This window comes from Flavihumibacter petaseus NBRC 106054 (assembly GCF_000974785.1).
GTDB classification, from domain to species: domain Bacteria; phylum Bacteroidota; class Bacteroidia; order Chitinophagales; family Chitinophagaceae; genus Flavihumibacter; species Flavihumibacter petaseus.
This window is the reverse complement of record NZ_BBWV01000001.1, coordinates 1,047,814-1,071,423: the sequence shown is the minus strand read 5'-3', so window position 1 is coordinate 1,071,423 and position 23,610 is coordinate 1,047,814. Positions and strand designations below refer to the sequence as shown.

22 protein-coding genes are annotated in these 23,610 nt (G+C 48.9%); 10 read left to right on the top strand and 12 right to left on the bottom strand.

Features of this window, described 5'->3' with window-relative positions:
* Positions 1–37: 37 nt before the first annotated feature.
* From FPE01S_RS04595 to FPE01S_RS04570, 6 genes are read right to left on the bottom strand one after another with little or no spacing between them, the layout of a single operon-like run.
* Positions 38–847: an alpha/beta hydrolase gene (locus tag FPE01S_RS04595; protein ID WP_046367663.1), complete on the bottom strand. Its 810-nt coding sequence runs from the start codon at positions 845–847 to the stop codon at positions 38–40.
* 16 nt (positions 848–863) lie between these two features.
* A complete protein-coding gene (locus FPE01S_RS04590) occupies positions 864–1,439 on the bottom strand; it encodes a chemotaxis protein CheB (protein ID WP_046367662.1) in 576 nt (191 codons plus the stop codon).
* On the bottom strand, positions 1,421–2,242 hold the full coding sequence (locus FPE01S_RS04585; protein ID WP_245623941.1) for a CheR family methyltransferase: 822 nt from the start codon (positions 2,240–2,242) through the stop codon (positions 1,421–1,423). Before FPE01S_RS04585 ends, FPE01S_RS04590 begins: the two co-directional genes overlap by 19 nt.
* A 5-nt stretch (positions 2,243–2,247) precedes the next feature.
* Positions 2,248–2,616, bottom strand: coding sequence for a response regulator (locus FPE01S_RS04580; protein ID WP_046367661.1), 369 nt, complete (start codon positions 2,614–2,616; stop codon positions 2,248–2,250).
* A 4-nt stretch (positions 2,617–2,620) separates the two neighbouring features.
* Positions 2,621–6,283: a response regulator gene (locus tag FPE01S_RS04575; RefSeq protein ID WP_046367660.1), complete on the bottom strand. Its 3,663-nt coding sequence runs from the start codon at positions 6,281–6,283 to the stop codon at positions 2,621–2,623.
* Positions 6,280–7,860: a hybrid sensor histidine kinase/response regulator gene (locus FPE01S_RS04570; RefSeq protein ID WP_046367659.1), complete on the bottom strand. Its 1,581-nt coding sequence runs from the start codon at positions 7,858–7,860 to the stop codon at positions 6,280–6,282. The genes FPE01S_RS04575 and FPE01S_RS04570 overlap by 4 nt, the downstream gene beginning before the upstream one ends.
* A 112-nt stretch (positions 7,861–7,972) precedes the next feature.
* Here FPE01S_RS04570 and FPE01S_RS04565 point away from each other — a divergent pair, with 112 nt between their 5' ends.
* The 3 genes from FPE01S_RS04565 to FPE01S_RS04555 are packed head-to-tail and all read left to right on the top strand — an operon-like array spanning position 7,973 to position 10,907.
* Positions 7,973–9,298 carry an amidohydrolase family protein gene (locus FPE01S_RS04565; protein WP_046367658.1) on the top strand — a complete coding sequence of 442 codons (1,326 nt, stop codon included), beginning with the start codon at positions 7,973–7,975 and terminating at the stop codon, positions 9,296–9,298.
* A gap of 47 nt (positions 9,299–9,345) precedes the next feature.
* Positions 9,346–10,284: a ring-cleaving dioxygenase gene (locus tag FPE01S_RS04560; protein ID WP_046367657.1), complete on the top strand. Its 939-nt coding sequence runs from the start codon at positions 9,346–9,348 to the stop codon at positions 10,282–10,284.
* Positions 10,285–10,289: 5 nt separating this feature from the next.
* Entirely contained in the window at positions 10,290–10,907 is a 618-nt protein-coding gene (locus FPE01S_RS04555) for an alpha/beta hydrolase (protein ID WP_046367656.1), read from the top strand.
* A 16-nt stretch (positions 10,908–10,923) separates the two neighbouring features.
* On the opposite strand, the gene FPE01S_RS04550 is transcribed toward FPE01S_RS04555, so the two are convergent.
* Complete coding sequence (locus FPE01S_RS04550; RefSeq protein WP_046367655.1) at positions 10,924–12,051, bottom strand: endo-1,4-beta-xylanase; 1,128 nt, start codon at positions 12,049–12,051, stop codon at positions 10,924–10,926.
* Between the two features lie 108 nt (positions 12,052–12,159).
* Between FPE01S_RS04550 and FPE01S_RS25820 the strand changes: the two genes are divergently transcribed.
* From FPE01S_RS25820 to FPE01S_RS04520, 6 genes are all read left to right on the top strand, one after another.
* The gene (locus tag FPE01S_RS25820) at positions 12,160–12,396 is read left to right on the top strand and encodes a hypothetical protein (protein ID WP_157473895.1); all 237 of its coding nucleotides are present in this window, start codon (positions 12,160–12,162) and stop codon (positions 12,394–12,396) included.
* Positions 12,397–12,452: 56 nt separating this feature from the next.
* Complete coding sequence (locus FPE01S_RS24625; RefSeq protein ID WP_052955511.1) at positions 12,453–12,905, top strand: cupin domain-containing protein; 453 nt, start codon at positions 12,453–12,455, stop codon at positions 12,903–12,905.
* 18 nt (positions 12,906–12,923) lie between these two features.
* Complete coding sequence (locus tag FPE01S_RS04535) at positions 12,924–13,775, top strand: hypothetical protein (protein WP_046367653.1); 852 nt, start codon at positions 12,924–12,926, stop codon at positions 13,773–13,775.
* 55 nt (positions 13,776–13,830) lie between these two features.
* Positions 13,831–14,883 carry a sensor histidine kinase gene (locus FPE01S_RS24620; protein WP_052955510.1) on the top strand — a complete coding sequence of 351 codons (1,053 nt, stop codon included), beginning with the start codon at positions 13,831–13,833 and terminating at the stop codon, positions 14,881–14,883.
* On the top strand, positions 14,880–15,926 hold the full coding sequence (locus FPE01S_RS04525) for a sensor histidine kinase (RefSeq protein ID WP_046367652.1): 1,047 nt from the start codon (positions 14,880–14,882) through the stop codon (positions 15,924–15,926). The genes FPE01S_RS24620 and FPE01S_RS04525 overlap by 4 nt, the downstream gene beginning before the upstream one ends.
* Before the next feature lie 73 nt (positions 15,927–15,999).
* Complete coding sequence (locus tag FPE01S_RS04520; RefSeq protein ID WP_046367651.1) at positions 16,000–16,923, top strand: NmrA family NAD(P)-binding protein; 924 nt, start codon at positions 16,000–16,002, stop codon at positions 16,921–16,923.
* Here FPE01S_RS04520 and purU read toward each other — a convergent pair whose 3' ends face one another.
* Positions 16,924–17,763 (bottom strand): formyltetrahydrofolate deformylase, encoded by an 840-nt coding sequence (gene purU, locus FPE01S_RS04515; protein ID WP_046367650.1) that lies wholly within the window; start codon positions 17,761–17,763, stop codon positions 16,924–16,926. It abuts the gene before it with no gap.
* Positions 17,764–17,807: 44 nt separating this feature from the next.
* Between purU and FPE01S_RS04510 the strand changes: the two genes are divergently transcribed.
* On the top strand, positions 17,808–18,656 hold the full coding sequence (locus FPE01S_RS04510; RefSeq protein WP_046367649.1) for a CvfB family protein: 849 nt from the start codon (positions 17,808–17,810) through the stop codon (positions 18,654–18,656).
* 6 nt (positions 18,657–18,662) lie between these two features.
* Here the strand turns inward: FPE01S_RS04510 and FPE01S_RS04505 are convergent, their stop codons facing one another.
* From FPE01S_RS04505 to FPE01S_RS04490, 4 genes are all read right to left on the bottom strand, one after another.
* Entirely contained in the window at positions 18,663–20,453 is a 1,791-nt protein-coding gene (locus FPE01S_RS04505; protein ID WP_046367648.1) for an AMP-dependent synthetase/ligase, read from the bottom strand.
* Between the two features lie 124 nt (positions 20,454–20,577).
* On the bottom strand, positions 20,578–21,222 hold the full coding sequence (locus FPE01S_RS04500) for a YceI family protein (RefSeq protein WP_046368658.1): 645 nt from the start codon (positions 21,220–21,222) through the stop codon (positions 20,578–20,580).
* A 136-nt stretch (positions 21,223–21,358) separates the two neighbouring features.
* Complete coding sequence (locus FPE01S_RS04495) at positions 21,359–22,381, bottom strand: tetratricopeptide repeat protein (RefSeq protein ID WP_052955508.1); 1,023 nt, start codon at positions 22,379–22,381, stop codon at positions 21,359–21,361.
* Positions 22,378–23,607, bottom strand: a complete 1,230-nt coding sequence (locus tag FPE01S_RS04490; RefSeq protein ID WP_046367647.1) for a DUF1015 domain-containing protein — start codon at positions 23,605–23,607, stop codon at positions 22,378–22,380. The genes FPE01S_RS04495 and FPE01S_RS04490 overlap by 4 nt, the downstream gene beginning before the upstream one ends.
* Positions 23,608–23,610: the final 3 nt, after the last annotated feature.

Genomic DNA, 23,610 nt, shown 5'->3' with positions numbered 1-23,610 from the left:
TAAAGATGCGCTACTGTCAGCCCTATGTCAGCAGCTTTCAACGGGTAAAGAACTGGTGGAAAAACAGCATCTGGTACAACACGGCATTTTTCCAGTATTCCCAGTCGTGTACGCCGGGCCGGGTGGTATAATCGTGGGGAATGTTGCGGTATTGCAACTCCCGGTGCAATGCTTCGTTAACGCCGAAGAAGAAATCATTTGTGCCGCAGTCGATCAGCAGGTTCAGCGATCCCGGTGTCAGCAGGTTTACCAGGTTGATCACCGTATGTTCTTCCCAGCTGTCTTTTTGCCCGGCGTAGGGACCAAGACGCTTCGCCATGTCCCAGTTGAGGGGAAATGGGCGGATATCGACACCGCCGCTCATGCTTCCTGCGGCGCCAAAAATATCCTGGTGGCGAAAGGAGAGATAAAGGGCCCCGTGTCCGCCCATACTAAGTCCCGTAATGGCCCGGCCTTTCCGGTCTTTGATGGTGGCGTATTTGCTGTCGATATAGGGGATAAGTTCTTTGATGATATAGGTTTCGTAGCGAAAGCTGCTGTCGACAGGGCTATCCCAGTACCAGCTGCCAATGCCCCCGTCGGGACAAACGATCATGCATCCGTACTGATCTGCCAGGGCAGGAACCGCTTTTACCTTGTTCACCCAGTCACCATAGTTTCCGCCATAACCATGAAGCAGGTAAACTACAGGGAGGGCCGGGGGTTGTTTTGTGGCATCCGGCCTGATCACTACTGCCTTAATATTCTTCCGCATCGCCTGGCTGAAAGTGGAAATGGTATCTACTGTTGCGCATTTCGCCGTCAGCACAGAAAGGAAAAGGAGGAAAGAAGTGATCAGTGTTTTCATACTGTAAAATAAGGATTCACAGCCTTGCCATAAAATCGCCGATGGATTCCGCGGCTAAAACCAGGTCCACTTCCATCTCTTTCAGGGCGCTTTCAGGCATAAAAGGAACTTCGGCAGATTGGGGTGCCTGAACGATACAGGTAGCGCCGAGCTCCCGGGCTGTTTTCATGCCGGCTGTGCCGTCGGCATTGGCACCGGACAACAGGATGCAAAGCAGGTTTTCGCGATAGACCTCGGCCGCTGAAATAAAGCTGACATCAATACTGGGCCGGCTGTAATTCACTTTTTCTGAAGCATCCAATGCAAAAGTGCCATCTGATTCAAACAGCAGGTGGAAGTCGGCCGGTGCCACATAGAGATAACCGTTTTCGATCGTTATCTTTTCTTCTGCTTCCCTTACCGGGATCACGGTCCTGTTTTCCAACAGGTCGACCAGCAGGGTATCATAATCTGCCTTTCGGTGCAATACGATCACGATGGGGTACGATGGAACCTGTTGCAGGCGGCTCATGATCTTCAGGATCGCATCGAGTCCTCCGGCCGATCCCCCGATCAGGGCGAGCCTGAACCTGCTTACTTGATTTTTTTCCATACTTTCTCCCGGTTCGGTAATTGAGAATAGCCAGCCGACAGATCAGAAAAACGGAGGGTTTCTTTGGAACCCAGCGCAAGAAAACCGAGTTTCTCAAGACTGTCATCAAAAAGTCGCAGCACCCTTTCCTGCAGCCCTTTGTCGAAATAAATCAGCACATTGCGGCAGACGATCAGCTGAAATTCATTGAAACTCTGATCAGAAACAAGATTGTGTGTTGATACGATCATTTTACTGTGCAATACTTCATCGAATTTTGCCCATTCGTACTGGGCAGTATAATAGGACGAAAAATCAAGCCTGCCACCTGCCTGTATATAGTTCTCTGAATATTGTTTCATGTGCTGCATTGGGAATAAGCCCTTCCGCAGGTTTTCCAGTACCGAAGGATTGATGTCCGTGGCATACAGGAGTGATTTGTGCAGGAGGTTGGCTTCTTTCAGCATGATGGCCATGGAATACACTTCCTCCCCCGTAGAACAACCGGCATGCCAGATCCTGATGAAAGGCTTGGTGGAGAGCCAGGGAAATACCTGCTCTGAAATGCTCCGGTAAAAATTCGGGTCACGGAACATTTCCGTAACGTTCACCGTAATCTCTTCCACAAACTCGTGGAAGAAGGCGGAATCGTTTTTCAGTTTATACCGGAATTCGGCAAAGCTTGGAAATGCGCGCAGGAGATAGAGGCGCGAAATGCGCCTGCGAAGCGAAGCATGGGCATACCCCGTGAAGTCGTAACCCCATGTATCCAGGAGGTCATTGAGCAGCATTTCGATTTCTTCATCCCTGAATAAAGGTTCCACAGTTCCTATTTTAATTCTCTGATCAGGTGCAATAATTCGTCCACGTCCACAGGTTTGGAAATATATCCGGCCGCACCTGCGGCAAGGCATTTTTCCCGGTCGCCCGTCATCGCCTGGGCGGTGACCGCAATAATGGGTATGGCTGCATATGCCGGATAGGCTTTGATCAGGGCAATGCCTTCATAGCCATCGATGTCAGGCATCATGATATCCATCAGAATTATATCAGGAATATCGCCGTTGCGCATCAGTTCCAGCGCCACCATAATGCCGGAGGCTGCAAAACAATGCAGCCTGCGGGAGCGCAGCACGGCTGACAGTGCATAGATATTCCTGGCGTCATCATCTATTATGAGAATCTTTCCCTGCTCCATCGGGTCATGATTTACTTGCGGTATTTTCATATAACCAGACGCGCAACAGGCTCAACAACTGATCAAGGTCGACTGGCTTGGTAATATAATCTGATGCCCCTGCACTGATACATTTTTCCCTGTCGCCGATCATGGCTTTTGCCGTAACAGCGATGACGGGGAGTTTGCGGTATTTGGGATGCTGCCGGATGCGCTGGGTAGTTTCATAACCATCCAGTTCAGGCATCATCATGTCCATGAGCACAATATCAACAGGATGTTTGGCCAGCTGCGCCAGCGCCTCTTTGCCGTCGATGGCAGGCAGTACGGTCATGCCAATGTTTTCCAGTGCTTTTGTCAGCGAGAAAATGTTTCGCACATCATCATCTGCTATCAGCACAGTTTTTCCGTTCAGAACATCTTTGAGTGCGCCGAGCCGGCGCATCGGAGAAGCAGTGGATGTTTTTTTCTGCTCTTCCATCACATGAAGAAAGAGGGATACTTCATCCAGGATGCGTTGGTAGGAGTGTGCTGTTTTCACCACGATCGAATCTGCATATTGCCGGATGCGCATTTCTTCCGTTTTGGAAAGACTTCGGCCGGTAAAGATGATGATGGGCAGGTTTTCAAGACCAGGCGTACGTTTCACTTCTTCCAGGATATCGTAGGAATGTTTACCAGGTATACCCATGTCCAGGATGACACAATTGGCGTCTTCACGTGTCAGGGCTTCGATCCCTTCGGGCAAATTGTTTTTGATATCGGTGTTGATAGAGAAGGTTTCCAGGTAATAGGCGAGTGCCCGTGCGTGTTTGGGATTCTCTTCAACAATCATCACCTTGCGCGGTTTCTGTTCAATGATGTATTCGATTTTTTTGAAAACATCATTCATCTGTTGCAGGTCAACCGGTTTGTTCAGGAAATTTACAGCACCCTGGGAAATACTTTTGTTGCGTACTTCATGGCTGCTCATGACATGTACGGGGATATGCCTGGTATCGGGATTCCTTTTCAGGTCGTCCATTACTTCCCAGCCTGATTTTACCGGGAGTTCAATATCCAGCAGCACACCGGCAGGCCTCAGCTGATTGACAAGGTCGATCCCTTCATCTCCACGTACTGCGACTACTCCCTTGTATCCTTTTTTGCGGGTATAATCCAGCAGAGCGCGGGCAAAAGCCACGTCATCTTCTATGATTACAATAACCCTGTCGCCAGGAAGGATACCGGCTCGGTCATCGGGAATGTTTTCAGGAATTGTTTTCGAAATAAATGGCCGGGATGCGTGGTCTTCCGGAAAAGCAACAGCAGGTTCATTTGCCGGTACATGCTCCCGAGATGATAATTTGTCGCCTTTTAAGTTGGAAGGGGATGGCAAGGGTCGCTGATGCGGATCCAATGGGATCGTTACAGTGAAACTGCTTCCCCTGTCAGGTTCACTTTCGAGCGTAATGATACCGCCGAGCAGTTTTACGAGCTCCCGCGTTATGGAAAGCCCAAGACCCGTGCCACCATATTTCCTCCTGGTGGATCCGTCGGCCTGCTGAAAGGCTTCAAAGATCATATCCTGTTTCTCACGGGGGATGCCAATTCCTGTGTCTTCGACCCTGAAATCAATCCATCCTTCCCTGCGGTTACTGCTAACAGTGAGCAGCACCTGTCCCTTATCCGTAAACTTGACGGCATTTGACAACAGGTTTCGCAGGATCTGGGACAGACGCAGCTTGTCGGTTTCAATATGTTGCGGCACACCGGGTTCGATCTTAGTGCTGAACTGAATGCCCTTATCCATCGCCAGCGGATTGAACATGGCCTGCAGGTCATCTGCTTCTTCAGCAATATTTACCTGGCTGTAGTCAAGTTCCATTTTGCCGGATTCGATCTTGGACAGATCCAGGATCTCGTTGATCAGCTGCAGCAGGCCGACACCTGAACTTTGGATCACCTGGGCATATTCAACCTGGTCGCTGCTGAGATTGGCATCGTTGTTTTCAGCCATCAGTTTAGACAGCAACAGGATTGAATTAAGCGGTGTGCGCAGCTCGTGCGACATATTTGCCAGGAATTCCGACTTGTACTTTGTGCTCAGGGCCAGTTGTTCGGCCTTATGCTGGATCTCGGCGTTACGCTCTGTAATGAGCTGGTTTCTTTCTTCCAGTGTGGTGCTGCGTTCTTCCAGTTCCTGGTTGGCCTGCAGGAGTTCTTCCTGCTGTACACGGAGTTCTTCTTCGGATGCCTGCAGCTTTTCCGTTTTGATCTCGAGTTCGGTGTTGATGTTCTCCAGTTCAGATTGCTGCGCCTGAAGTTCTTCAGATTGTGATTGTGTTTCGTGCAGCAGTTCCTGCAGGCGGGTACGGTTGCGGGCTGTATTGAGGGTAATGCCGATTGCTTCACCGATGCTATCAATGTAAAGCAATTCAGCAGCGGTAAAGTAGTGTAGTGCCCCGAGTTCGATCACGCCAAGAACTTTTTTCTCGAACAATATCGGAATCGCTGCCAGTTGTACCGGGTTGATTTGTCCGCCGGAGAATGCTGTCCGGATGCTGTCGGCGGGAATGTCAGATACCAGGATCCTTTTTCGGCTAACCACTGCCTGTCCGGCAACACCTTCACCGGCATGGATGTATTTTTCCGAAGGTGTTTCCGCCAGTGCATAGCCTGATTCAAAGCGAAAGTCTATTCCATTCTCTGAAAGGTAAATGGCGCCCATATCGCTGTTGGTGTATCGGGTAACATAGTTAAGGATGTCCTGCGCGAGAACACCGGTTTCTTTTTCGCCCAGCATCTGTTCATTGAGGCCTGCAATGCCGGATCGTTGCCACTCCAGGTCTGCCAGTTCGGTGAATGATGTTTCGAGCGAAGAGGCCATGCGGTTCAGGGAGGAAGAAAGTGTACCCAGCCCGTCACTTCCACCCTCGGTGGTGCGGACGGAATACTCGCCGTGTGCGATCTTGCCGGCAACATCCTGTATGATATTGATCCGCCGGTTGATATCACGGTCTTTGTCTTCCAGTTCCTGGAGCAATGCAACCCGCCTGTCGTGGTCCCGCGTGATGCGCCTGAAGGAAACCAGGGTGATCATCATAGAGAGTGCTGCAGAGACAATAATGATCACCGGTGTGATGCCCGATAGCCGGTTCATGGCGCTTGTTCTTTCCTTCAGGAGGGTTCGTTCCGATTGAACGATACCATTCAACAGGCTTCTGATAGAATCCATTACGATCCTGCCTTCCTGCATTTCATCGAGGGTAGTCTGCTGGCCAATTCTCTTTTTACTGATCAGCGATTGTAACAAGATGAAACGTGATTTGACCAATGACTGCAGCTGCGGAATCCTTCCCTGCTGGCTGTCGTTGTCAAAGGTTAGTTCACGCAGTTGTTCAATATGGGTGTCAGCGGCAGTAGCGGCGCCCATGTAAGGCCCAAGAAATTCTTCTTTTCCCGTAAGGAGAAATCCCCGCTGACCCGTTTCGGCATCCCGCAGGTCGCCCATCAGTTCCTGCGTCTTGGTGATGACAGCATAGGTATGTTCCACCCAGTCAGCCTTATCGATAAGGCTTTGGATGCTCACAAACGATGCTACCGAGCTGATGATCAGCAACAGAAAAGAAACTGTAAAGCCGATCAGCAGGTTTCTTTTGAATGTTGAAGTATCCGTATTGTCGGCAGCGTATAGTTCTTTGTTCATAGTGAAGGTTGATCCGCATGCAGGGGCAGGATCACAAAAAATGTTGATCCTTCTCCTTCCCTGCTTTTAGCTGTTATAAATCCCTGATGTTTTTCTGTGATCTTTTTTACAATCGACAATCCGATACCACTCCCTTCATAGGCATCTTTGGTATGCAGTCTCTGGAATACAGAAAAAATCCTGCCCAGGTACTGTTCGTCAAAACCGATGCCATTGTCTGCCACAGCGATACGCAGGTATCTCCCTTCCGGATCATTTGCCCCCTCTGTTTCCACCTGCGATACCTGTTCGGCATATACGCGTACATGGGGTGTTACTTCTTTCCGGGAGAATTTCAGGGAGTTGCTCAGGAGATTCTGGAACAGTAAGCGGATCTGTCCGGAGATCCCGCGAATAGATGGCAGCGGGGAAATTTCAATAGTGGCACCTTTTTCCCGGATAACCAGTTCCAGGTCAATCAGTATTTCTTCCAGCAGCTGGTTCAGATCAACCAGCCGGAAGGCCTCGGAGATATCGAGCCTGGAATACTGGGAGAGGTCTTCGATAAGTTCCGCCATACGGGTGGATGCCTTGGTGATCTTGTTCAGGTAGGTAAGCGCTTCTTCATTGCCGGAAAGGAATCTTGACCTAAGCAGGTCGCCGAAGACCTTGATCTTTCTCAACGGTTCATTCAGGTCATGGGAGGTTACGAAAGCGAACTGCTCCAATTCGTTATTCCGGAATGCGAGTTCCGAATTTGCCTGTTGCAGTTCTGCGGTTCGTTCCACTACCATCGTTTCCAGCAGCTGGTTGGTCATCCGTTGTGTATGGATATCTGCAAATACACCCACCCATTTGACCATTTTCTTGTCTTTCCGAACGGGAGTAATGGTAAGTTGGTGGTACCGGTAATTTCCGGATTTGAGTTCCCGGATGCGGCATTCTGTTATTACGGTTTCGCTATTGGTAATTGCCTGCTCCAGTGCGGTTTGTGGCGGGATATCATTAGGATGCGTTTCCGGAAAATGGAACCGGTCCACAGCAAAGTCCAGCCACAGGTGGTTGACATATTCCAGCTTTCCGTCGAGAGAAGCGGTGAATGCAATTTGCGGGATGGATTCCAGGATAGAACGAAGCTCCTCGAAGGATTCCTGGAGCCGGTCTTCTGCTTTTTTCCGGTAATCGATCTCATCCTTCAGTGATACCTGGATATCATCGAGTTCTTTTTTTTGTGAATAGAGGGTATAGAAGGTCTTTACCTTCAAGAGCAGCAGGTCGGGGTCAATGGGCTTTGTGACATAGTCAATACCGCCGGACTGATATCCTTTGGTAATGAATTTTTTATCGGTGCTCACTGCACTCAGAAAGATGATGGGAATATCGCGGGCTTTGCTGAAGCCCGATATTGCTTCCGCCACTTCAAAGCCATCCATGCCGGGCATCTGCACATCAAGAATGATGAGAAAGTAAGCGTTCTTTAATATTTTTTTGAGTGCCTCTTCGCCGGAACTGGCTGTATCGACCTGAAAAGAGTGGATCTCCAGTAATGTCTTCAGGCTGAAAATATTTTCTTTCTTGTCGTCAACGATGAGGATCATTACGGGCGGTATTGCTGAATTTAGGCAAACGTACCAATAACGGACTGTATATCAGGTAAAGAGGGCGGGTAAAAGCGTCCACAGTGGTTTGGTTTTTGTAAATTAGGGTGGTATGATCAGCCTGTTGTTTTCGCTTTGCATGTTATTCACGGTTACCAGTAACCGCGAGCCTTTAGTTATCCGGAACGTCAGGATAACAGGTGTAACTGGCGGTAAAAGGACCCAGGCAGCGGATGTGCTGATCCGGGATGGCAGGTTCAGCGCCATCGGAACTTTCAGGGTCCCGGAGGGCGCCAGGGTGATTGACGGAAACGGCCAATATATGATACCGGCGCTTACAAGCGGCCACGTGCATATTGGCACATTGAGAGGAACCACAATAGAACCTGCACATTATACCCGCGAAAATATCCTCCGGCAGCTTGCACAGTACAGCAGTTTCGGTGTTTTGCAGGTATTATCCATGGGAACAGATCATCCCCTTTTATTTGCGCGAGGGCTTTATGATTCACTACGGCAGGGCTTACTGCCCGGTGCCCGGTTGTATTCTGCGGGCTACGGTTTTGGCATGCCTGGCGGAGCGCCAGGTGCAGGATTTCCTATGGATAAGTTATTCCGGCCGGCCAATACCGGAGAAGCTGTGACAGCGGTGGACAGCCTGCATCGCATGAATATCGGCATTGTCAAAATCTGGGTGGATGATTTTGGTACCGGGGCGCCCAAAATGGCCCCTGAAATTTACCAGGCGATAATACAACGTGCTCACCAGCACCAGATGAAAGTTGTGGCCCATGTTTTCTACCTGGGTGATGCCCGCCGGCTGGTGGCCGCAGGAGTGGATGTACTGGGGCACAGCATCAGGGACAGCATCATTGACCAGACGTTGCTGCAGGACATGAAAGCAAAGGGTGTGCGGTATATCCCGACCCTGACCCTGGATGTGTATGCAACTGCTTATGGCGAAACGCCTTCCTGGATCAATGATCCCTTTTTTGTCCGGTCATTGGAGCCCGGTGTAGCAGATATGATCCGGTCGCCGGATTACCAGCGTTCCGTGCGAGAGGGAAAGCTTTATGACCGTAACCGGCGTGCGGTGCAAATCGCCACTCAAAACCTGCGGCTCATTGCAGAAGCAGGCATTATTATATGTCTCGGCACGGATTCCGGTGCGCTGCCTGTCCGGGCCCAGGGATTTGCTGAGCATCACGAAATGGAGCTGATGGTAAAGGCTGGTATGACCACAGTTCAGGTGCTGACTGCTGCTACCATAAATGCAGCTGCGTTGGTGGACCTATCCGGAGATACGGGAAGCATAGACACCGGCAAAACTGCCGATTTCGTTTTGCTGACAGCTGATCCGGTGGCGGATATCCTGAATACCCGGTCAATCGGATCTGTCTGGAAAAACGGAAAGATGATCTTTTCAGCGGATCAGTAAAGTGTCCCCGGTGTCTCTTTCAATATCTTTGCCAATAAACCTACGGTATGGAAAACAGGATCTACGGCATTCATCATATCACTGCCATTGCCGGCGCAGCCCAACGCAATTATGATTTTTATAGCAAACAGCTCGGCCTGCGTTTTGTAAAGAAGACCGTGAATTTTGATGATCCCGGGACGTATCATTTTTATTTTGGCGACGAACACGGAACGCCCGGAACCATTCTGACTTTCTTTCCATGGACACACGTGCGCCAGGGGTATACGGGTGTTGGCATGGCTACTGAAATCGGTTATGCCGTACCGGACGGAAGCCTGAGTTTCTGGCAGGAGAGATTCAAAGCCGGCGGCGTTGAAAACGTTGAAGTGCGTGAAGTATTCGGAGAAAAGACCCTTACATTCCAGGATCCTGATGGCCTCGTGCTCAGCCTGGTGGTTCCTGCTGCACCGGATTCCCGCCAACCCTGGGTGACTCCTGATATTGGCAGCGATGTTGCCAACCGGGGATTTCATCATGTGACGTTGACTGTCAGGGAGCTTGATCCGACTGCAAAAGTGCTGACTGACCTGTTGGGTTACCGATTGATCAGTCAGGAGGGCAACCTGTACAAGTTTGGAACAGACACCATTGATACAGCCAATTATGTGCATGTGAAGGAAGATGCTGAAGGCAAGGTCGGGTTAAACGCAGGTGGCACGAACCACCATGTTGCTTTCCGCGTAAGAAACGATGAGGAGCTGATGAAAATCCGCGAAAAGATTGTTCAGTACGGACTGCATATAACTCCAAAGATCGACCGTAACTATTTCTTTTCATTGTACTTCCGCGAGCCGGGAGGCGTGTTGTTTGAACTGGCTACAGACAATCCTGGCTTCACGGTAGATGAGCCGCTGGCCGAGTTGGGAACGCATCTGAAACTTCCTGAACAATATGAGTCTGACAGGGCCCAGATTGAAAAAAAACTTCCTCAACTGGTACAATAGTCATTATGCACAGGAAACACATTGTTCATGCCGGGGCGCCGCTGGCAACTGCAGATAAAGTGCTGATATTGCTGCACGGCAGGGGAGCCGGACCAAATGATATTCTTGGATTGGCCGGCTACTTTCCCGTAGCAGGTTTTGCTTTGCTCGCTCCAGCGGCTACCAACAGCACCTGGTATCCCTATTCCTTTATGGCACCGGAGACCAGCAATGAGCCCTGGTTATCATCGGCAGTTGACCTCGTTACGGGTCTGATCGATGAGTTGCTGGAGGCAGGCAAAAACGCGGAAAATCTTTACTTCATGGGCTTTTCACAAGGTGCATGTCTTCTCCTGGAATGTCTCGCCCGGCATGCGCAGCGGTACGGCGGAGCAGCCGCGTTTACAGGGGGCCTTATTGGTGAATCGTTGCAAAAAGATCGCTATAAGGGTGATTTTGCCGGTATGCCTTTGTTTCTCGGTACCAGTGATCCGGATCCGCATGTACCTGTTTTGCGGGTGGAGGAAACGGCTGGAGTGTATACTTCGCTGCAGGCTGCCGTCACCAAAAAGATCTATCCCGGTATGGGACATACCATTAACCAGGACGAGCTGACAACTGCTGGCGCGCTGTTATTTAAGTAAAGGTGGTGCCGGTTAGTCAGGGCAGTATTTCTGTAGCATGTTGCAGCAGGATATGATATGCCTGTTTCGGTTTCAGGTTGACATCGAACAACAGCGGATAGTCTTTTCTGTTCCTGACTGGAAAGTTATCCAGCCAGGTATGTTTGTCCGATACATTCCAGAAAGTAATTGCCTGGATCATCTGCCGGTATTTTCCAAAAATCCTGAAGCAGTTCAGGTATTGTTCCTGCTGCGCTGTGGCTTTGGCGGGGGTAAAAGCTGTCTTGCTGTCGGAGGGCTGCGCTGACCGGGCCTGGTGTTCTTTAGGGTAAACGGAAACATCCAGTTCCGTGATCTGAAGGGGCAATCCTGTAGCGGTAAAATCCCGAAGGCAGGCATCCAGGATTTCAGGAGTTGGTTCATTTATCGCCCAATGGCCCTGTAAGCCGATTCCGTGAACAGGCACTCCCTTTTTCTGAAGGGTGGTCACCAGCCGGATGATCTTGCTGCGTTTCGTGGAATCGATCTCGTTATAGTCGTTGTAAAACAACAGTGCGTCGGGGTCCGCCTCATGGGCCCACTGAAAAGCGAGTGCTATATATTCTTCACCGCAAATGCTTAACCACGGAGAGTTCCGGAGGTATTCACCGGGTGCATCACTGATCGCTTCATTCACCACATCCCATGCATAAACGATGTCGCGGTACCGTCCCACAACTGTTTTGATATGATCATGCAGGCGCTTTAACACCAACGACCGGTTTGCGGGGGCACCTGTGTTATCGGTGAAAATCCAGGAAGGGACCTGTTGATGCCAGCACAAAGTGTGACCACGTAGTTTGAGACCATGGCGCCGGGCAAAAGCGGCGATACTATCAGCGGCTTTCCAGTTGTATTCATTTTCCCTGGGATGTACCGGACCCATTTTCATGGCATTTTCCGGCGTCAGGCTGCCGAACTGTTGCAGAATCAGTTTGGCGGATTCGCCGGAAAGGTCGGCGGGGCCAACGGCTACACCCATGGTGAATTTTTTTCCAAATGCTGACTGAAGGCTGTTGGCACTGCCGCCAGGCGACTGTGCGGCAAGCTTCGCCGTGGTAACGATAAGTGTCAGGAGCAGCAGGGGGAGCAGCGGGCCAATAATGCGGCGTTTCAGGTAATCCATGTCCTAATTTAATGAAAACGCAATTCATACCGTTTTCGCAACAGTTCAGGCATGCCGCTATTGTAAACCCGGTTTTCCAGGGGCAAATTTGCTACCGCAATCAAGGATATGAAAAAGATAATTCTTCTCACCATGCTGCTGGCGATAAGCTGTCTCCAGGCTGACTCAGGCCCCCGGGTCTGCCAGCCAGGCGCAGTTGCAGCGAAAGCAGCCGGCGAAGCCTGTTGCGGAGAAATGCCTGAAGCATGCAGTTCCAATGATCAAACAACCTTTTCCGCTGATCATGCACCAGGCCCAGACTTTGCGGGGGACGTGCCCACCATTGGCTTATCCCTCTTACTGTAACGACAACGAAAGCCAACTCCCAAACCACCAAACTCCAAACTTCCAAACCTTAACTTATGCCAATCACTTCTAAACGATCCAAACAGAAATGGTTTACCGGCACCATGATCACTTGGAAGCTTACCGGGGAAGAATCGAATAATGCTGTTGTGGTGGCAGACCTGGAAGCCGTTGCCGGCAGCGAACCACCCCGGCATTTACATACCCGGGAAGACGAAGTGTTTATCATTCATGAGGGCAGTATGAGCTTTTTTGTGGGAGATGATATCTGGGAGGCGAATCCCGGTGATACGGTGTTCCTTCCCCGCAATATTCCCCATCATTACACGATCCATTCCGATAGCGTGAAATGTACGCTCATTGCCACCCCGGGATTTATCGACGGCTTTTATAATGCCCTTTCTGTTCCCGGTGACGATGACTTTAGCGGCGAGCTTCAAACGCCTTCTGAAGCCCAGATCCAGTACTTCCTGACGCTTACCGAACAATACGGAATGCGCTTTATCTGAACAATTAAACCTTGTAATATGAAACAGCAATCCTTTCAAAAAAGTCTCCTTCTGCTGAGGGTATCTATCGTTACTTTTCTGCTTTGTATCCTTAGCCTATTTCTCTTTTCCTTCACGCGCTCTGCCAGGATGGCGGAGGATCTCTGGAAAAAACTGGGTATAACAGAACAGCAGGGCATGGAAAAAGTGCGCAACAGCTTTCTGAATGGCTACCTGGAATACTACGGAATTAAAAACCTGAAATCGATTGCTGCCGGCGATCGAGCTGCGGTAACTTCCGACCTGCTGCAGTATGCCAAAAAGTTTTCACAATCTGCCGATCTGAAAAAAGCCTATGGTGACCTCCGGGAGAACTCGAAGCCTGTGGCGCCGGTGAAAAAGGATAAGTCAGAAGAAGAAATCCGTAAGGAGCAGATCGCTGAACTGGAAACGAGCGTGAAAAACAGCGAAGAGACGATCAAGAAGATGCCGGATATGGAAAAAGTGATGCGGCCAACCATCGATCTGCTGAAGCAAACGATCGAGGACTATAAAAAGCCTGGCAATACCATGATCAAGGGAATGTATCAGTACCAGCAGATGGAAAACGATCAACGCCAGAAACAGTATGAAGAAGATGTTCGTACCTGGGAAGAAGAGTATCCTGAAAAATTTGAACTGAGGCTGAAAAGTTATCTTACGAAATATCTGGAGCTGGCGAAAACTGTTGATTTTAGCGCGAAGCTTGAAGAGAAGTATGGTAAGAAACGCTTTGTAAATCCGCAGTATGAAGGAAAGTCAAGCGACTGGAAGATGATTTTCCGGGCCGGCCCTGAAGTGCAGTCTACCGCCCTGCCTTTTGCTGAACAATGGTTGAAAGAACTGAAATAAAATGGCCATAACGCAGGAGGTTTACTATTTTTGAGGACGTCCGCCCCGGACAACCATGGCCATAAACAGATATAGTAAGGTTGAACCGATCGGGTTCGTCTGGTTCATGATCCCCTTCGTATTCGGACTCAATGCAATCACCTTTGGTGCATGCAATTTTTCCGGCCTGGTTCCCTTTTTGTTGCGTTATGCACTGACAACATCATATATATTCGGGATCTACCTGGTATACCGTTCGGTAGCAATGCTTATCCGCAAAAGATTTCCTTACAACAGTGATCTTTTCCGGCGGATTGCGGCAATGCTACCGATCTTTTTTCTGATGAATATCCTGATGGTTTCCGGCCTGTATGCTTTCCACGATCTTTTCCCTTTTCACGGCTGTAATTCCCTGTTTCAGCACTTCTGGTGGGTTTACCTGTTTTCCTGTATCTCGAGTATAACTATTGTGCTGATCAATGAGGCTGTTGCAAACTGGAAGGGCTGGAAAAAATCTGTAACGGAAACGGAAAAACTCCGGAATGCCTATCAGAAGACCAAACTGATCGGTTTAAAGGGACAGGTCAACCCGCATTTTCTGTTCAATTGTTTCAATTCACTGTCAAGCCTGATCGCCGAAGATGAATCGGAAGCCGAAAAATTCCTGAATGAGATGACGCGGGTACACCGCTATATGCTTCGGGGGGATGATGAATTCCTGGTGTCCGTGGAGGAGGAGTTGAAATTTGTACAATCTTATGTGTACCTTATCAAGGCCCGGTTTGGCCCTGCGATACAGGTGATACTCGAAGTGTCGCCGGCAGACAGGCAGCAGCATTTGCCGCCACTCAGCCTTCAGGTTGTGCTTGAGAATATAATCTACAGCAACGCTGCGAGCCAGGAAGCTCCCCTTTGTATCTATATCGGGAGCCGCGGCCAGAACAAATTGCTCATCCGCAACAATGTGAATCACAAATCAAGGCATGATGGTATGGATTATGATGAGGGTCTTGACAACCTGATCAATAAATATCGTCTTTTGAATGAACTCATGGTGGAAATCATTGAAAGTGCCGAGCAGCGGGAAATCATACTGCCACTTATTATAGAGAAGGAGGTAGTGATATGAAATTCTACCGGCCACCGGCATTCCAGTTGTATGGATTCATTATTTCGATGCCCGTAATTGACTATGTGCTCCACGTGATCATGTTCGGAGACCGGCTTTATTCAGAGTGGCAATTATGGGCATTTTCTTTTCCGTTGTTGTTCCTGCTGGGTATGGGTTCCTGGTATCTTCATTATCAATATGATCATTATATCAGAGCGCGTTTTCCCGAACTGAGAGAAACCAGCAGAAGGGTAGCCTATAAACTGCTGGTCAATTTACTGGTCATGACGCCGTCGATCTTTGTCATCCTTTTTCTCTACGACCAGCTTCATCTATTCGGGTATGACATCAATGCTGAGGACATCAAATGGGCCCTGGTACAGGGGCTTTGCGTCAACCTGGTGTTTGAGACGCTCTGGGAAGTGGTGTACATCCTTGAAAAATACAAAGAGAGCCTGTCAGAGAAAGAACAGATGGAACAGATGAGCATCCAGCAGGAGTTTGATAACCTGAAAAGTCAGGTCAATCCGCATTTTCTGTTCAATTGCTTCAATACACTGGCCAGCCTTATTTCAGAAGACAAACAGCAGGCGGAGTCATTTCTCAATGAGCTTTCCAAAGTGTACCGGTACCTGTTGCGAACCAATGAATGGGGGCTGGCAACATTGGAAACGGAGATGAAGTTCATCGACAGTTACTGCCGGTTGCTGAAAACCCGCCATGGTGATGGGTTGCAGTTCAATTTTGAAATTGACCGCCGGTACAACGCTTACCAGTTGCCTTCACTGAGCCTGCAACTGGTGGTGGAGAATGCCGTGAAACACAATATTGTATCAAAACAGCAGCCGCTCCTTATTGAGATCTTCACAACCAGCGGGCATAAGCTGGTGGTCAATAATAACCTGCAGCGAAAGAAACAGCAGGAAAGCAGTACAAAGATTGGTTTGCAGAATATTCGGGCAAAATATAAGCTTCTGCGCCAGGAAGGATTCCAGGTAATGGAAGGAGAAAAACACTTTATGGTTGTAATGCCGTTGCTCTACACAGCCCAGCCGGAATAAAGGCAGTTCATGCAAGGGCCATATGCGGCACCCCTGTAATGGTAGTAAATTGGCGGTATTAAACTTTATCGCCATGAAATCAAAGAAAATCGTTTTGGTCACAGAGGCCACAGGCTCCGTGGGAAGGGCTGTTACCCGCGCGCTTCTCCAGGATAACCAATATTCTGTTCGGGCTTTTTGCAGGGATAGCCGGACTAATGCGGCGCTGTCACTGGCGCGTCAAGGTGCAGTATTGACGGAAGGTGATCTCAGCGAAATGGAGTCGTTGCGCGTTGCACTGGTGGATGTTGATGCGGTAGTCGGGTTTCTGCCAGACAATGACGGTGCTGCCGGCGTGGCAATGTCTGGAAAAAATCTGCTGGATGCGATCGGTCAGACCAGTGTTAATCATGTGGTGTTGTCTACCGCCAGGAATTTCTCGGCGCTGAGCAATGGGCGCCTTCCGGTGCCGGTGAGTGATGCCAGGGCTTCCCTGGAAGAGTATGCAAGGTTATTGAAATTGCCGGTGACCTTTCTGCATATCGGGCTGTTGTATGAGGAGCTGGTAGCTTACCTGCTGCCGGATGATGACAGTGAAGACAGCCTTTCATTCAGCTTCCCTATGGGAAACAGCCGGCTTGCAGCAATCGGACTGGATGATATCGGTCCATTGGTACTTGCACTGCTGAAACACAGAAATCTCTACCTTAACCGGACTGTGGGTGCTGTTGGTTTTGACGGCCGTTGCCATGAGTATGCGCGGATATTACGGGATGTTCTCAAACTGGAAGTCCGCTACCGCCATCTGCCAAAGGAAAAGTTTGCCATGATGCCGTTTGCTGAGGCCCCGCTGAAGGCTAACTGGTTTGAAGCACAGCGTTTGTATCAGACCGACAGCAGGATTGAAATGATAGAAACCTACGCGCTTCACCAGGGCACCAGGCAGTTCCGGCAATGGGTGACTATGAACAGCGTGCGCTTGCGTGACCTGCTGGGAAGTGTTTCGCAGCCCGTTTGATCAGGAAAAAATAATAGTCTTGTTTCCGCTGACAAAAACCCTGTCTTCGAGGATCATTTTCAGCGCGTCAGCCAGTACAGATTTTTCGATCTCATGACCGGCTTCCACCATATCACGGAGATCATCGTCGTGTTGCACGGGGATGATCTTTTGCGTTATGATCGGTCCCTCATCAAGGTCATTGTTCACCACATGGGCAGTGGCGCCAATTAGTTTTACACCACGCTCAAATGCCTGTTTATACGGACTTGCGCCCACAAATGCGGGAAGAAAACTGTGATGGATATTGATGATCCTTTCGGGATACCGGGAAACAAAAGAGGGGGAGAGAATGCGCATGAATTTTGCCAGTATAATAAAATCAGGAGAGTAGCTGTCCAGGATAGTGAGCATAGCGGCTTCAAACTGTCCCTGGCTTCGCCCTTCGTGACTCACATGGTGGAAAGGGATCCGGAAAGTATGGGTGAATGCTTCAAGGATTGGGTGGTTGCCGATCACCGCCAGAATTTCTGCATGCAGTTCACCGAAATAGTGCCGCACCAGCAGGTCTCCAAGACAATGGTATTCTTTGGTGACCATAATCACGATCTTTTTCTTTCTGCGCGGAATGATGTTAACAACTGCGTCTCCGGGTAAAACCGAAGCCAGGTCTTCAGTAAGCTGCTCAGGGTTCATTGTACCCGCAAATTCCAACCTGGTAAAAAAAGTTTCTGAACTTATATCAACGAATTCCTTCATCGCGACAATATTGAGGTCATGCCGGTAGAGGACGGCTGCAATAGCCGCAATCAGTCCCTTTCTGTCACTGCATTTAATCCTGGCCACATGATGTTTCTCCATGCAATAGGTTGAATACCAAAAATAAGATACATTACCTTTACCGTATGGAGCATACTGCTGAACCGGCTATCAAAGTGGGTGACTTTAACCAGTTAAAGGTTGTCCGCGAAACGGGAATAGGTTTATACCTCGATGATGGGGCAACGGGAATTTTGTTGCCAAAACGTTTTGTGCCTGACAATGTACGCGTGGGGGATGAGTTGGAGGTATTTGTCTACCATGATTCAGAAGACCGCCTGATCGCTACTACCCAACGGCCGATGGGTAAGGTCGGAGATATAGTACCGCTTAAGGCCGTATCAGTTACCCCCCAGGGAGCGTTCCTTGACTGGGGCCTGATGAAAGACATTTTTGTGCCGCGTTCAAAGCAGCTATTGCCCATGCGTGCCGGCGGCGTTTATATCGTCAAAATCTATATTGACGAACAGACAGGAAGAGTGGCGGCAACTGAAAAAATTGAATCATTTCTGCAAAATGAAACGCTGACTGTTCAGGAAAAGGACCCGGTAGATCTTATTGTTTACAGGAGAACCGATATCGGTTATGTACTGATCATCAACAGCCAGCATACCGGTGTGCTTCATTTTTCTGATATTTTCCGCAATATCCAGGTGGGCGACCGGATGCAGGGATATATCAAGACGATCCGGCCGGAAAACAAGATTGACCTGGTACTTGACCGGCAGGGATATGACCGGATAGGAGGGGAAGCCGGCAGGATACTCGAAATGCTTGATCAGCAGGGTGGTTTCCTGCCTTACCACGACAAGTCCGATCCTGAAGACATTTATAATGTTTTCGGGATGAGTAAGAAAACTTTCAAAATGGCCATCGGAAACCTGTTCAGGCAGAAGCTGATCACGATTTCTGAACAGGGAATCCGTAAAAGCTGAGGTAAACTAGTGATAGATCCGGTCAATAGCTTCCTTATATTTCTCCATGATCACTTTTCGCTTTAGACTCAGTTTCGGTGTAAGTTCACCCGTATCGATACCCCAGTCGGTTGATAATAATTCAAACCGTTTGATCTGTTCAACGTGATTAAAATACTGGTTGAAGGATTCCACCAGGTCTTTGTATAACCCGATCACTTTCGGATGATGGATCATTTCAGCATTTTCCGTATAGGAAATTCCATGCTTGCGGCACCATTCTTTAAGGTTACTGAAGGATGGAACGATGAGCGCGCCTACGAATTTTCTTTCCGCACCGATTACGATCAGCTGCTCCACAAACATGGATTCTTTCAGTTTGTTTTCAATGGGAAGCGGTGCAACATATTTTCCGCCACTGGTTTTGAACATTTCCTTTTTGCGATCCGTAATCTTCAGGAATTTGCCTTCATCCAGCATGCCGATATCACCTGTACTGAACCATCCGTCTTTAAGCACTTCAGCCGTCATTTCCGGGTGTTTGTAGTACCCCATCATTACATTATCGCCCTTGCAGAGAATCTCACCATCTTCGGCGATTCTGACGGACACCTGGCTGATGAGTGGCCCCACACTGCCAAATTTCCTGCCTGATTCCGGATACCGGTTTACCGCTATTACGGGAGAAGTTTCTGTAAGGCCATATCCCTCCAGGATAGGAATCCTGGCAGCGGTAAATATCCGGATCAGTTTCACCTGGCATGCCGCACCTCCTGTTACGATCGCCTTTACATTGCCGCCCAGGCCTTCGCGCCATTTGCTGAATATGATTTTGTTGGCGATGCTAAGCTGCAAAGCGTACCATGGGCCGTTCTTACCATGCAGCTCAAACCTGTCTGCAAGGTCATGTGCCCAATAGAATAGTTTTTTCTTGATGCCGGTGAGTTCCTGCCCCTTACTCATTATCCTCTCGTATACCTTTTCCAGCAGGCGGGGAACCGTTGTGAAAAGGGTAGGCTGAACTTCCTTCAGGTTTTCCCCGATGGTATCCAGGCTTTCAGCATAGTAGATTGATGTTCCCGAAAAAAGGTAGATGTAGGTAACCATTCTTTCGAAAATGTGGTTCAACGGCAGAAAGCTGAGTGCCCGCTGACCTTTTACACCAATATCATTAAAGGCACAATCAATGCTGTCCATCACATTGCTGAGGATATTTTTGTGTGACAGCATTACCCCTTTTGGGTTGCCTGTTGTTCCGGATGTATAAATAATGGTAGCGAGATCTTCATAAGCTATTTTGCCAGCGATAGCGGCAATTTTTGAAATAGCGGCAGTTGAACTTTTATGAAGAATTTCTTTCCAGCAAGGTATGCCGGCAACTTCGTCAAAGCTGTAGACCAGCTGAAGACTGGGAACTTCCGGCTGAACGGCCTTTACCTTTTCAAACAGGTCGGCATCATTCACAAATATGGCTTTGACCTTTGCATCGTTTAATACAAATGCCAGTTCTTTAACATTGATTGTGGGATAAACCGGGGTGAGGATGGCGCCAATCTGTTGAACGGCAAGATCGAGCATCATCCATTCAGGGCGGTTTTTACCCATCACTGCTATCTTGTCCCGGTTTTCGGGCTGCATGTCTCCTGCAGATACTCCCAGTTCCAGGAGGCCGGCGCTGAACTTGTCAACCAGGTCGGCTACCTGCCTGACAGAATATGACACCCAAACGCCATTTTCTTTAGCTGAAAACAGGGATAATTCAGGTTGTTGTTGCAGAAGCAGGGGCAGGCAATCAAAAAGTCTTCTCGGCTGGTCCATATGCAATCGATCTGTGAGCGGTTGGTTATCCGTTCAAATATAGGCATCAGGACAGATATCCAATAAAAAACCGGCAGCAAACGCCACCGGTTATCCTACTTCACATTGCACTGAAAAAAGCGCCTTACAATTTGTTGGCGGCAATGTTCAGGGTGATATCCACCTCGGGACGGATAAATTTGTCGCCAAGGCTTTTGTCATTGCCGTAGAACAGTCCCCATTGGGTACGGTCTATGCTGAATTTGGCGGTAGCTTTTACACCATTTTCTGCAACCACTACTTTGGCTGGGAATGTTACGTTCTTGGTGCTGTCTTTCAGGGTCAGATTTCCACTGATCTGGTGTGTGGCAGCAGAATCATTGGCCAGGGGTTCTACACTGGTGATCTCGAATTTTGCGGTAGGGTACTTGGTTGCGTCAAAAAAGTCGGCACTTTTCAGGTGACCTTCCAGTTTTTCTTTTCCTTCACCGGCTTTCATATCAAGGTTATTCAGGGAATTGATATCTATGGTAAAAGATCCGGCTTTGAGCTGTCCGTTTTCCACGCTGAAGTTGCCTGTGGAGAGATGGAAAGTGCCGGTATGGGTACCGATAGGTTTAGTACCAGCCCATTCCACCAGGCTGGCGGTGGTGTCAATGTTAAAGTTTTGGCCGGTTGCTTCTGCGGCAGTTTGTTTTTCGGTTGTAGCAGCCTGTTCAGAAGTAGCGCCATTGTTACAAGCCACTGCGAATACAGCGAGTGCAGCGGCGGCGATGAATGCTTTTTTCATGGTATATTTTTTCATTTGCATATACAAATATACTACAGATTTGGTTAACTAGTGTTTAAACATTGTTATTGTTTTCCACATTCGTTTGCATGCTTCCCTTTCCGGAATAGCACATATTAATAATCAATTACTTACATTAAAACCTGTATTGCTGGCCAGGAGGTACTTTAAATATCCTGCCTTTCTGAAAGGCAAGAAAGGAGTCATAGGCGGCCTGGTTGGCCTGTGTCCATCGCTGAAATGCCGGGAGATCCTGCGCCGCGCCGAAGATCCATTGATTATAAGCATCAAATAACCCGTCTTTCAGGAGCTGTCGCTGATAGTCGAAAAGGCGGAAAGGATATTTCACCGGTTCCTTTTCGAACCAGTCAAGCAGGATCTTCGTACGCAGCATGGTAAGGGAGGATGCCGTAACACCGGTACCCACCACCGCCGCATGCTTGTTCAGAAGTCCGGCGAAGGATTGCTCAAAGGCATTGTTGGGATTTGGCGCTTTCAGTTCTCCCTCATGAACATAGTATTTCTTGTAGGCATCCAGGAGGACATCCTTGATCTCAGGGGTTCTCCGGCTATAACTTTCGATGTTTACAAAGATCTCCCCATAGATCAGTGCCCATATCTTATCCGCACTGGCATTGTAGAATTTAGTGGCATTGTAATAGTTCCCTGAATAATTCGGGTCGACCTGTATTCCTTTTTCCCATTGCTGTATGGCATCCCTGGGCTTTTTCTGATTGAGGAGCAGTTCTCCATATTCATTATACAACACACCACTATTGGGAAAGGACTTGATCCCGTTCCTGTACAGCCGTTCACATTCCTTCAATTCTTCAATGGCACGGTATGTCATGCCCAGCAACTGGAAACTTCTGATATCGGCACCCTGTTTATCTGTCAGCTCTTTTCCATATTCAACTGCATGGCTATAGTCAGCAGCCAGGTAATAATTGAAAAGCAGGTCATTTTGAAGATCTGCATCTCCTGGTGACTGCGTCAGCGCTTTTTTAAGCACCAGCGTAGCATTGGGATAATCACCTTGCTGCATATAGTTCTTTGCCTGTGCGCGAAGGGAGGTCGAGTCAGTCTGTCCGATCACGCTCTGGCTGAACATCAGCAGAAAGGCAAACATATAACCGCGGTTCATGCGATATGCTTTCATGAATAAATGAGATGGGTCAGCAAACCATCCCTTAGCTTTGGTTCAAACCAGGTGCTTTTGGGTGGCATTATGTTCCCACTGTCGGCAATATCGAACAATTGTTCGATTGTTACCGGATGAAGACTGAAAGCAACAGCCATTTCTCCGTTATCCACCCTTCTTTCCAGTTCCTTCAATCCCCTGATACCACCAACGAAATCAATTCTTTTGTCTGTCCGCTGGTCCGAAATGCCAAGGATCTTATCCAGCACGAGCTCAGAAAGGATGGTCACATCCAGTATGCCGATGGGGTCACTATTATGGCGGCCTTCCTTGGTAGTCAGTTTGTACCATTGCCCGCCCAGGTACAACCCGAATTCGTGTAGGCGGGTGGGTGAAAATGCTGATGGCATTTTTTCCACGTCAAAGTCATCATAAAGGGAGCGCAGGAAATCTTCCGCCGACAGGCCATTCAGGTCCTTTACAACGCGGTTATAGTCCATTATATAAAGCTGACCGGCCGGAAACAGGGTGGTCAGAAAATAATCAGCATGCTGGTGGTAACCCTTATCCAGGCCCCGGCGCACTTTCGCGGCGGATGCTGCCCGGTGGTGACCATCAGCTATATAGGTATGTGGCACCTTTGTGTCAAAAAGCGTTGTGATCTGTGTGACCTTGGCAGGGTCATTTACTACCCAAACCCGGTGACTGATACCGTCTGGGGCCACAAAGTCATACAACGGGGTCTGTTGTTTGGCGGCATCGATCAGCGTATCGATTTCGGGAACATCGCGGTAGGCGAGGAAAACATTCCCGGTCTGTGCACCGGAAATGCGGATATGGTTGATCCGGTCATTCTCCTTTTCAGGCCTGGTAAATTCGTGTTTCTTGATAATACCGTTTTCATAATCTTCAACACTGCTCACCGCTACAAGGCCCGTTTGTGATCTCCCGTTCATGGTTAGTTCATACACATAATAACATGGCTTGTCCTCGCGGAACAGTACCCCTTTCCGGATAAATGCCTCAAGGTTCTCCTTCGCTTTTTCATATACCGGCGTACTATGGATATCAGCAATTCCGGGGAGGTCGATTTCTGATTTGGTCACGTGCAGAAAACTATCCGGATTACCCTGCACTGCTACAGCAGCTTCGGCAGAGTTCAATACATCGTAAGGAGGTGCTGCAACTGCCTCGGCTTTTCCCGGCGCAGGCCTTAATGCTGCAAATGGTAAAATGTTTGCCATAGT

Coding starts and splice junctions, on each gene's coding strand:
- FPE01S_RS04595 (WP_046367663.1), bottom strand. CDS start 847: ATGAAAACACTGATCACTTCTTTCCTCCTTTTCCTTTCTGTGCTGACG.
- FPE01S_RS04590 (WP_046367662.1), bottom strand. CDS start 1,439: ATGGAAAAAAATCAAGTAAGCAGGTTCAGGCTCGCCCTGATCGGGGGA.
- FPE01S_RS04580 (WP_046367661.1), bottom strand. CDS start 2,616: ATGGAGCAGGGAAAGATTCTCATAATAGATGATGACGCCAGGAATATC.
- FPE01S_RS04575 (WP_046367660.1), bottom strand. CDS start 6,283: ATGAACAAAGAACTATACGCTGCCGACAATACGGATACTTCAACATTC.
- FPE01S_RS04570 (WP_046367659.1), bottom strand. CDS start 7,860: ATGATCCTCATCGTTGACGACAAGAAAGAAAATATTTTCAGCCTGAAG.
- FPE01S_RS04565 (WP_046367658.1), top strand. CDS start 7,973: ATGATCAGCCTGTTGTTTTCGCTTTGCATGTTATTCACGGTTACCAGT.
- FPE01S_RS04560 (WP_046367657.1), top strand. CDS start 9,346: ATGGAAAACAGGATCTACGGCATTCATCATATCACTGCCATTGCCGGC.
- FPE01S_RS04555 (WP_046367656.1), top strand. CDS start 10,290: ATGCACAGGAAACACATTGTTCATGCCGGGGCGCCGCTGGCAACTGCA.
- FPE01S_RS04550 (WP_046367655.1), bottom strand. CDS start 12,051: ATGGATTACCTGAAACGCCGCATTATTGGCCCGCTGCTCCCCCTGCTG.
- FPE01S_RS25820 (WP_157473895.1), top strand. CDS start 12,160: ATGAAAAAGATAATTCTTCTCACCATGCTGCTGGCGATAAGCTGTCTC.
- FPE01S_RS24625 (WP_052955511.1), top strand. CDS start 12,453: ATGCCAATCACTTCTAAACGATCCAAACAGAAATGGTTTACCGGCACC.
- FPE01S_RS04535 (WP_046367653.1), top strand. CDS start 12,924: ATGAAACAGCAATCCTTTCAAAAAAGTCTCCTTCTGCTGAGGGTATCT.
- FPE01S_RS24620 (WP_052955510.1), top strand. CDS start 13,831: ATGGCCATAAACAGATATAGTAAGGTTGAACCGATCGGGTTCGTCTGG.
- FPE01S_RS04525 (WP_046367652.1), top strand. CDS start 14,880: ATGAAATTCTACCGGCCACCGGCATTCCAGTTGTATGGATTCATTATT.
- FPE01S_RS04520 (WP_046367651.1), top strand. CDS start 16,000: ATGAAATCAAAGAAAATCGTTTTGGTCACAGAGGCCACAGGCTCCGTG.
- purU (WP_046367650.1), bottom strand. CDS start 17,763: ATGGAGAAACATCATGTGGCCAGGATTAAATGCAGTGACAGAAAGGGA.
- FPE01S_RS04510 (WP_046367649.1), top strand. CDS start 17,808: ATGGAGCATACTGCTGAACCGGCTATCAAAGTGGGTGACTTTAACCAG.
- FPE01S_RS04505 (WP_046367648.1), bottom strand. CDS start 20,453: ATGGACCAGCCGAGAAGACTTTTTGATTGCCTGCCCCTGCTTCTGCAA.
- FPE01S_RS04500 (WP_046368658.1), bottom strand. CDS start 21,222: ATGAAAAAAGCATTCATCGCCGCCGCTGCACTCGCTGTATTCGCAGTG.
- FPE01S_RS04495 (WP_052955508.1), bottom strand. CDS start 22,381: ATGAAAGCATATCGCATGAACCGCGGTTATATGTTTGCCTTTCTGCTG.
- FPE01S_RS04490 (WP_046367647.1), bottom strand. CDS start 23,607: ATGGCAAACATTTTACCATTTGCAGCATTAAGGCCTGCGCCGGGAAAA.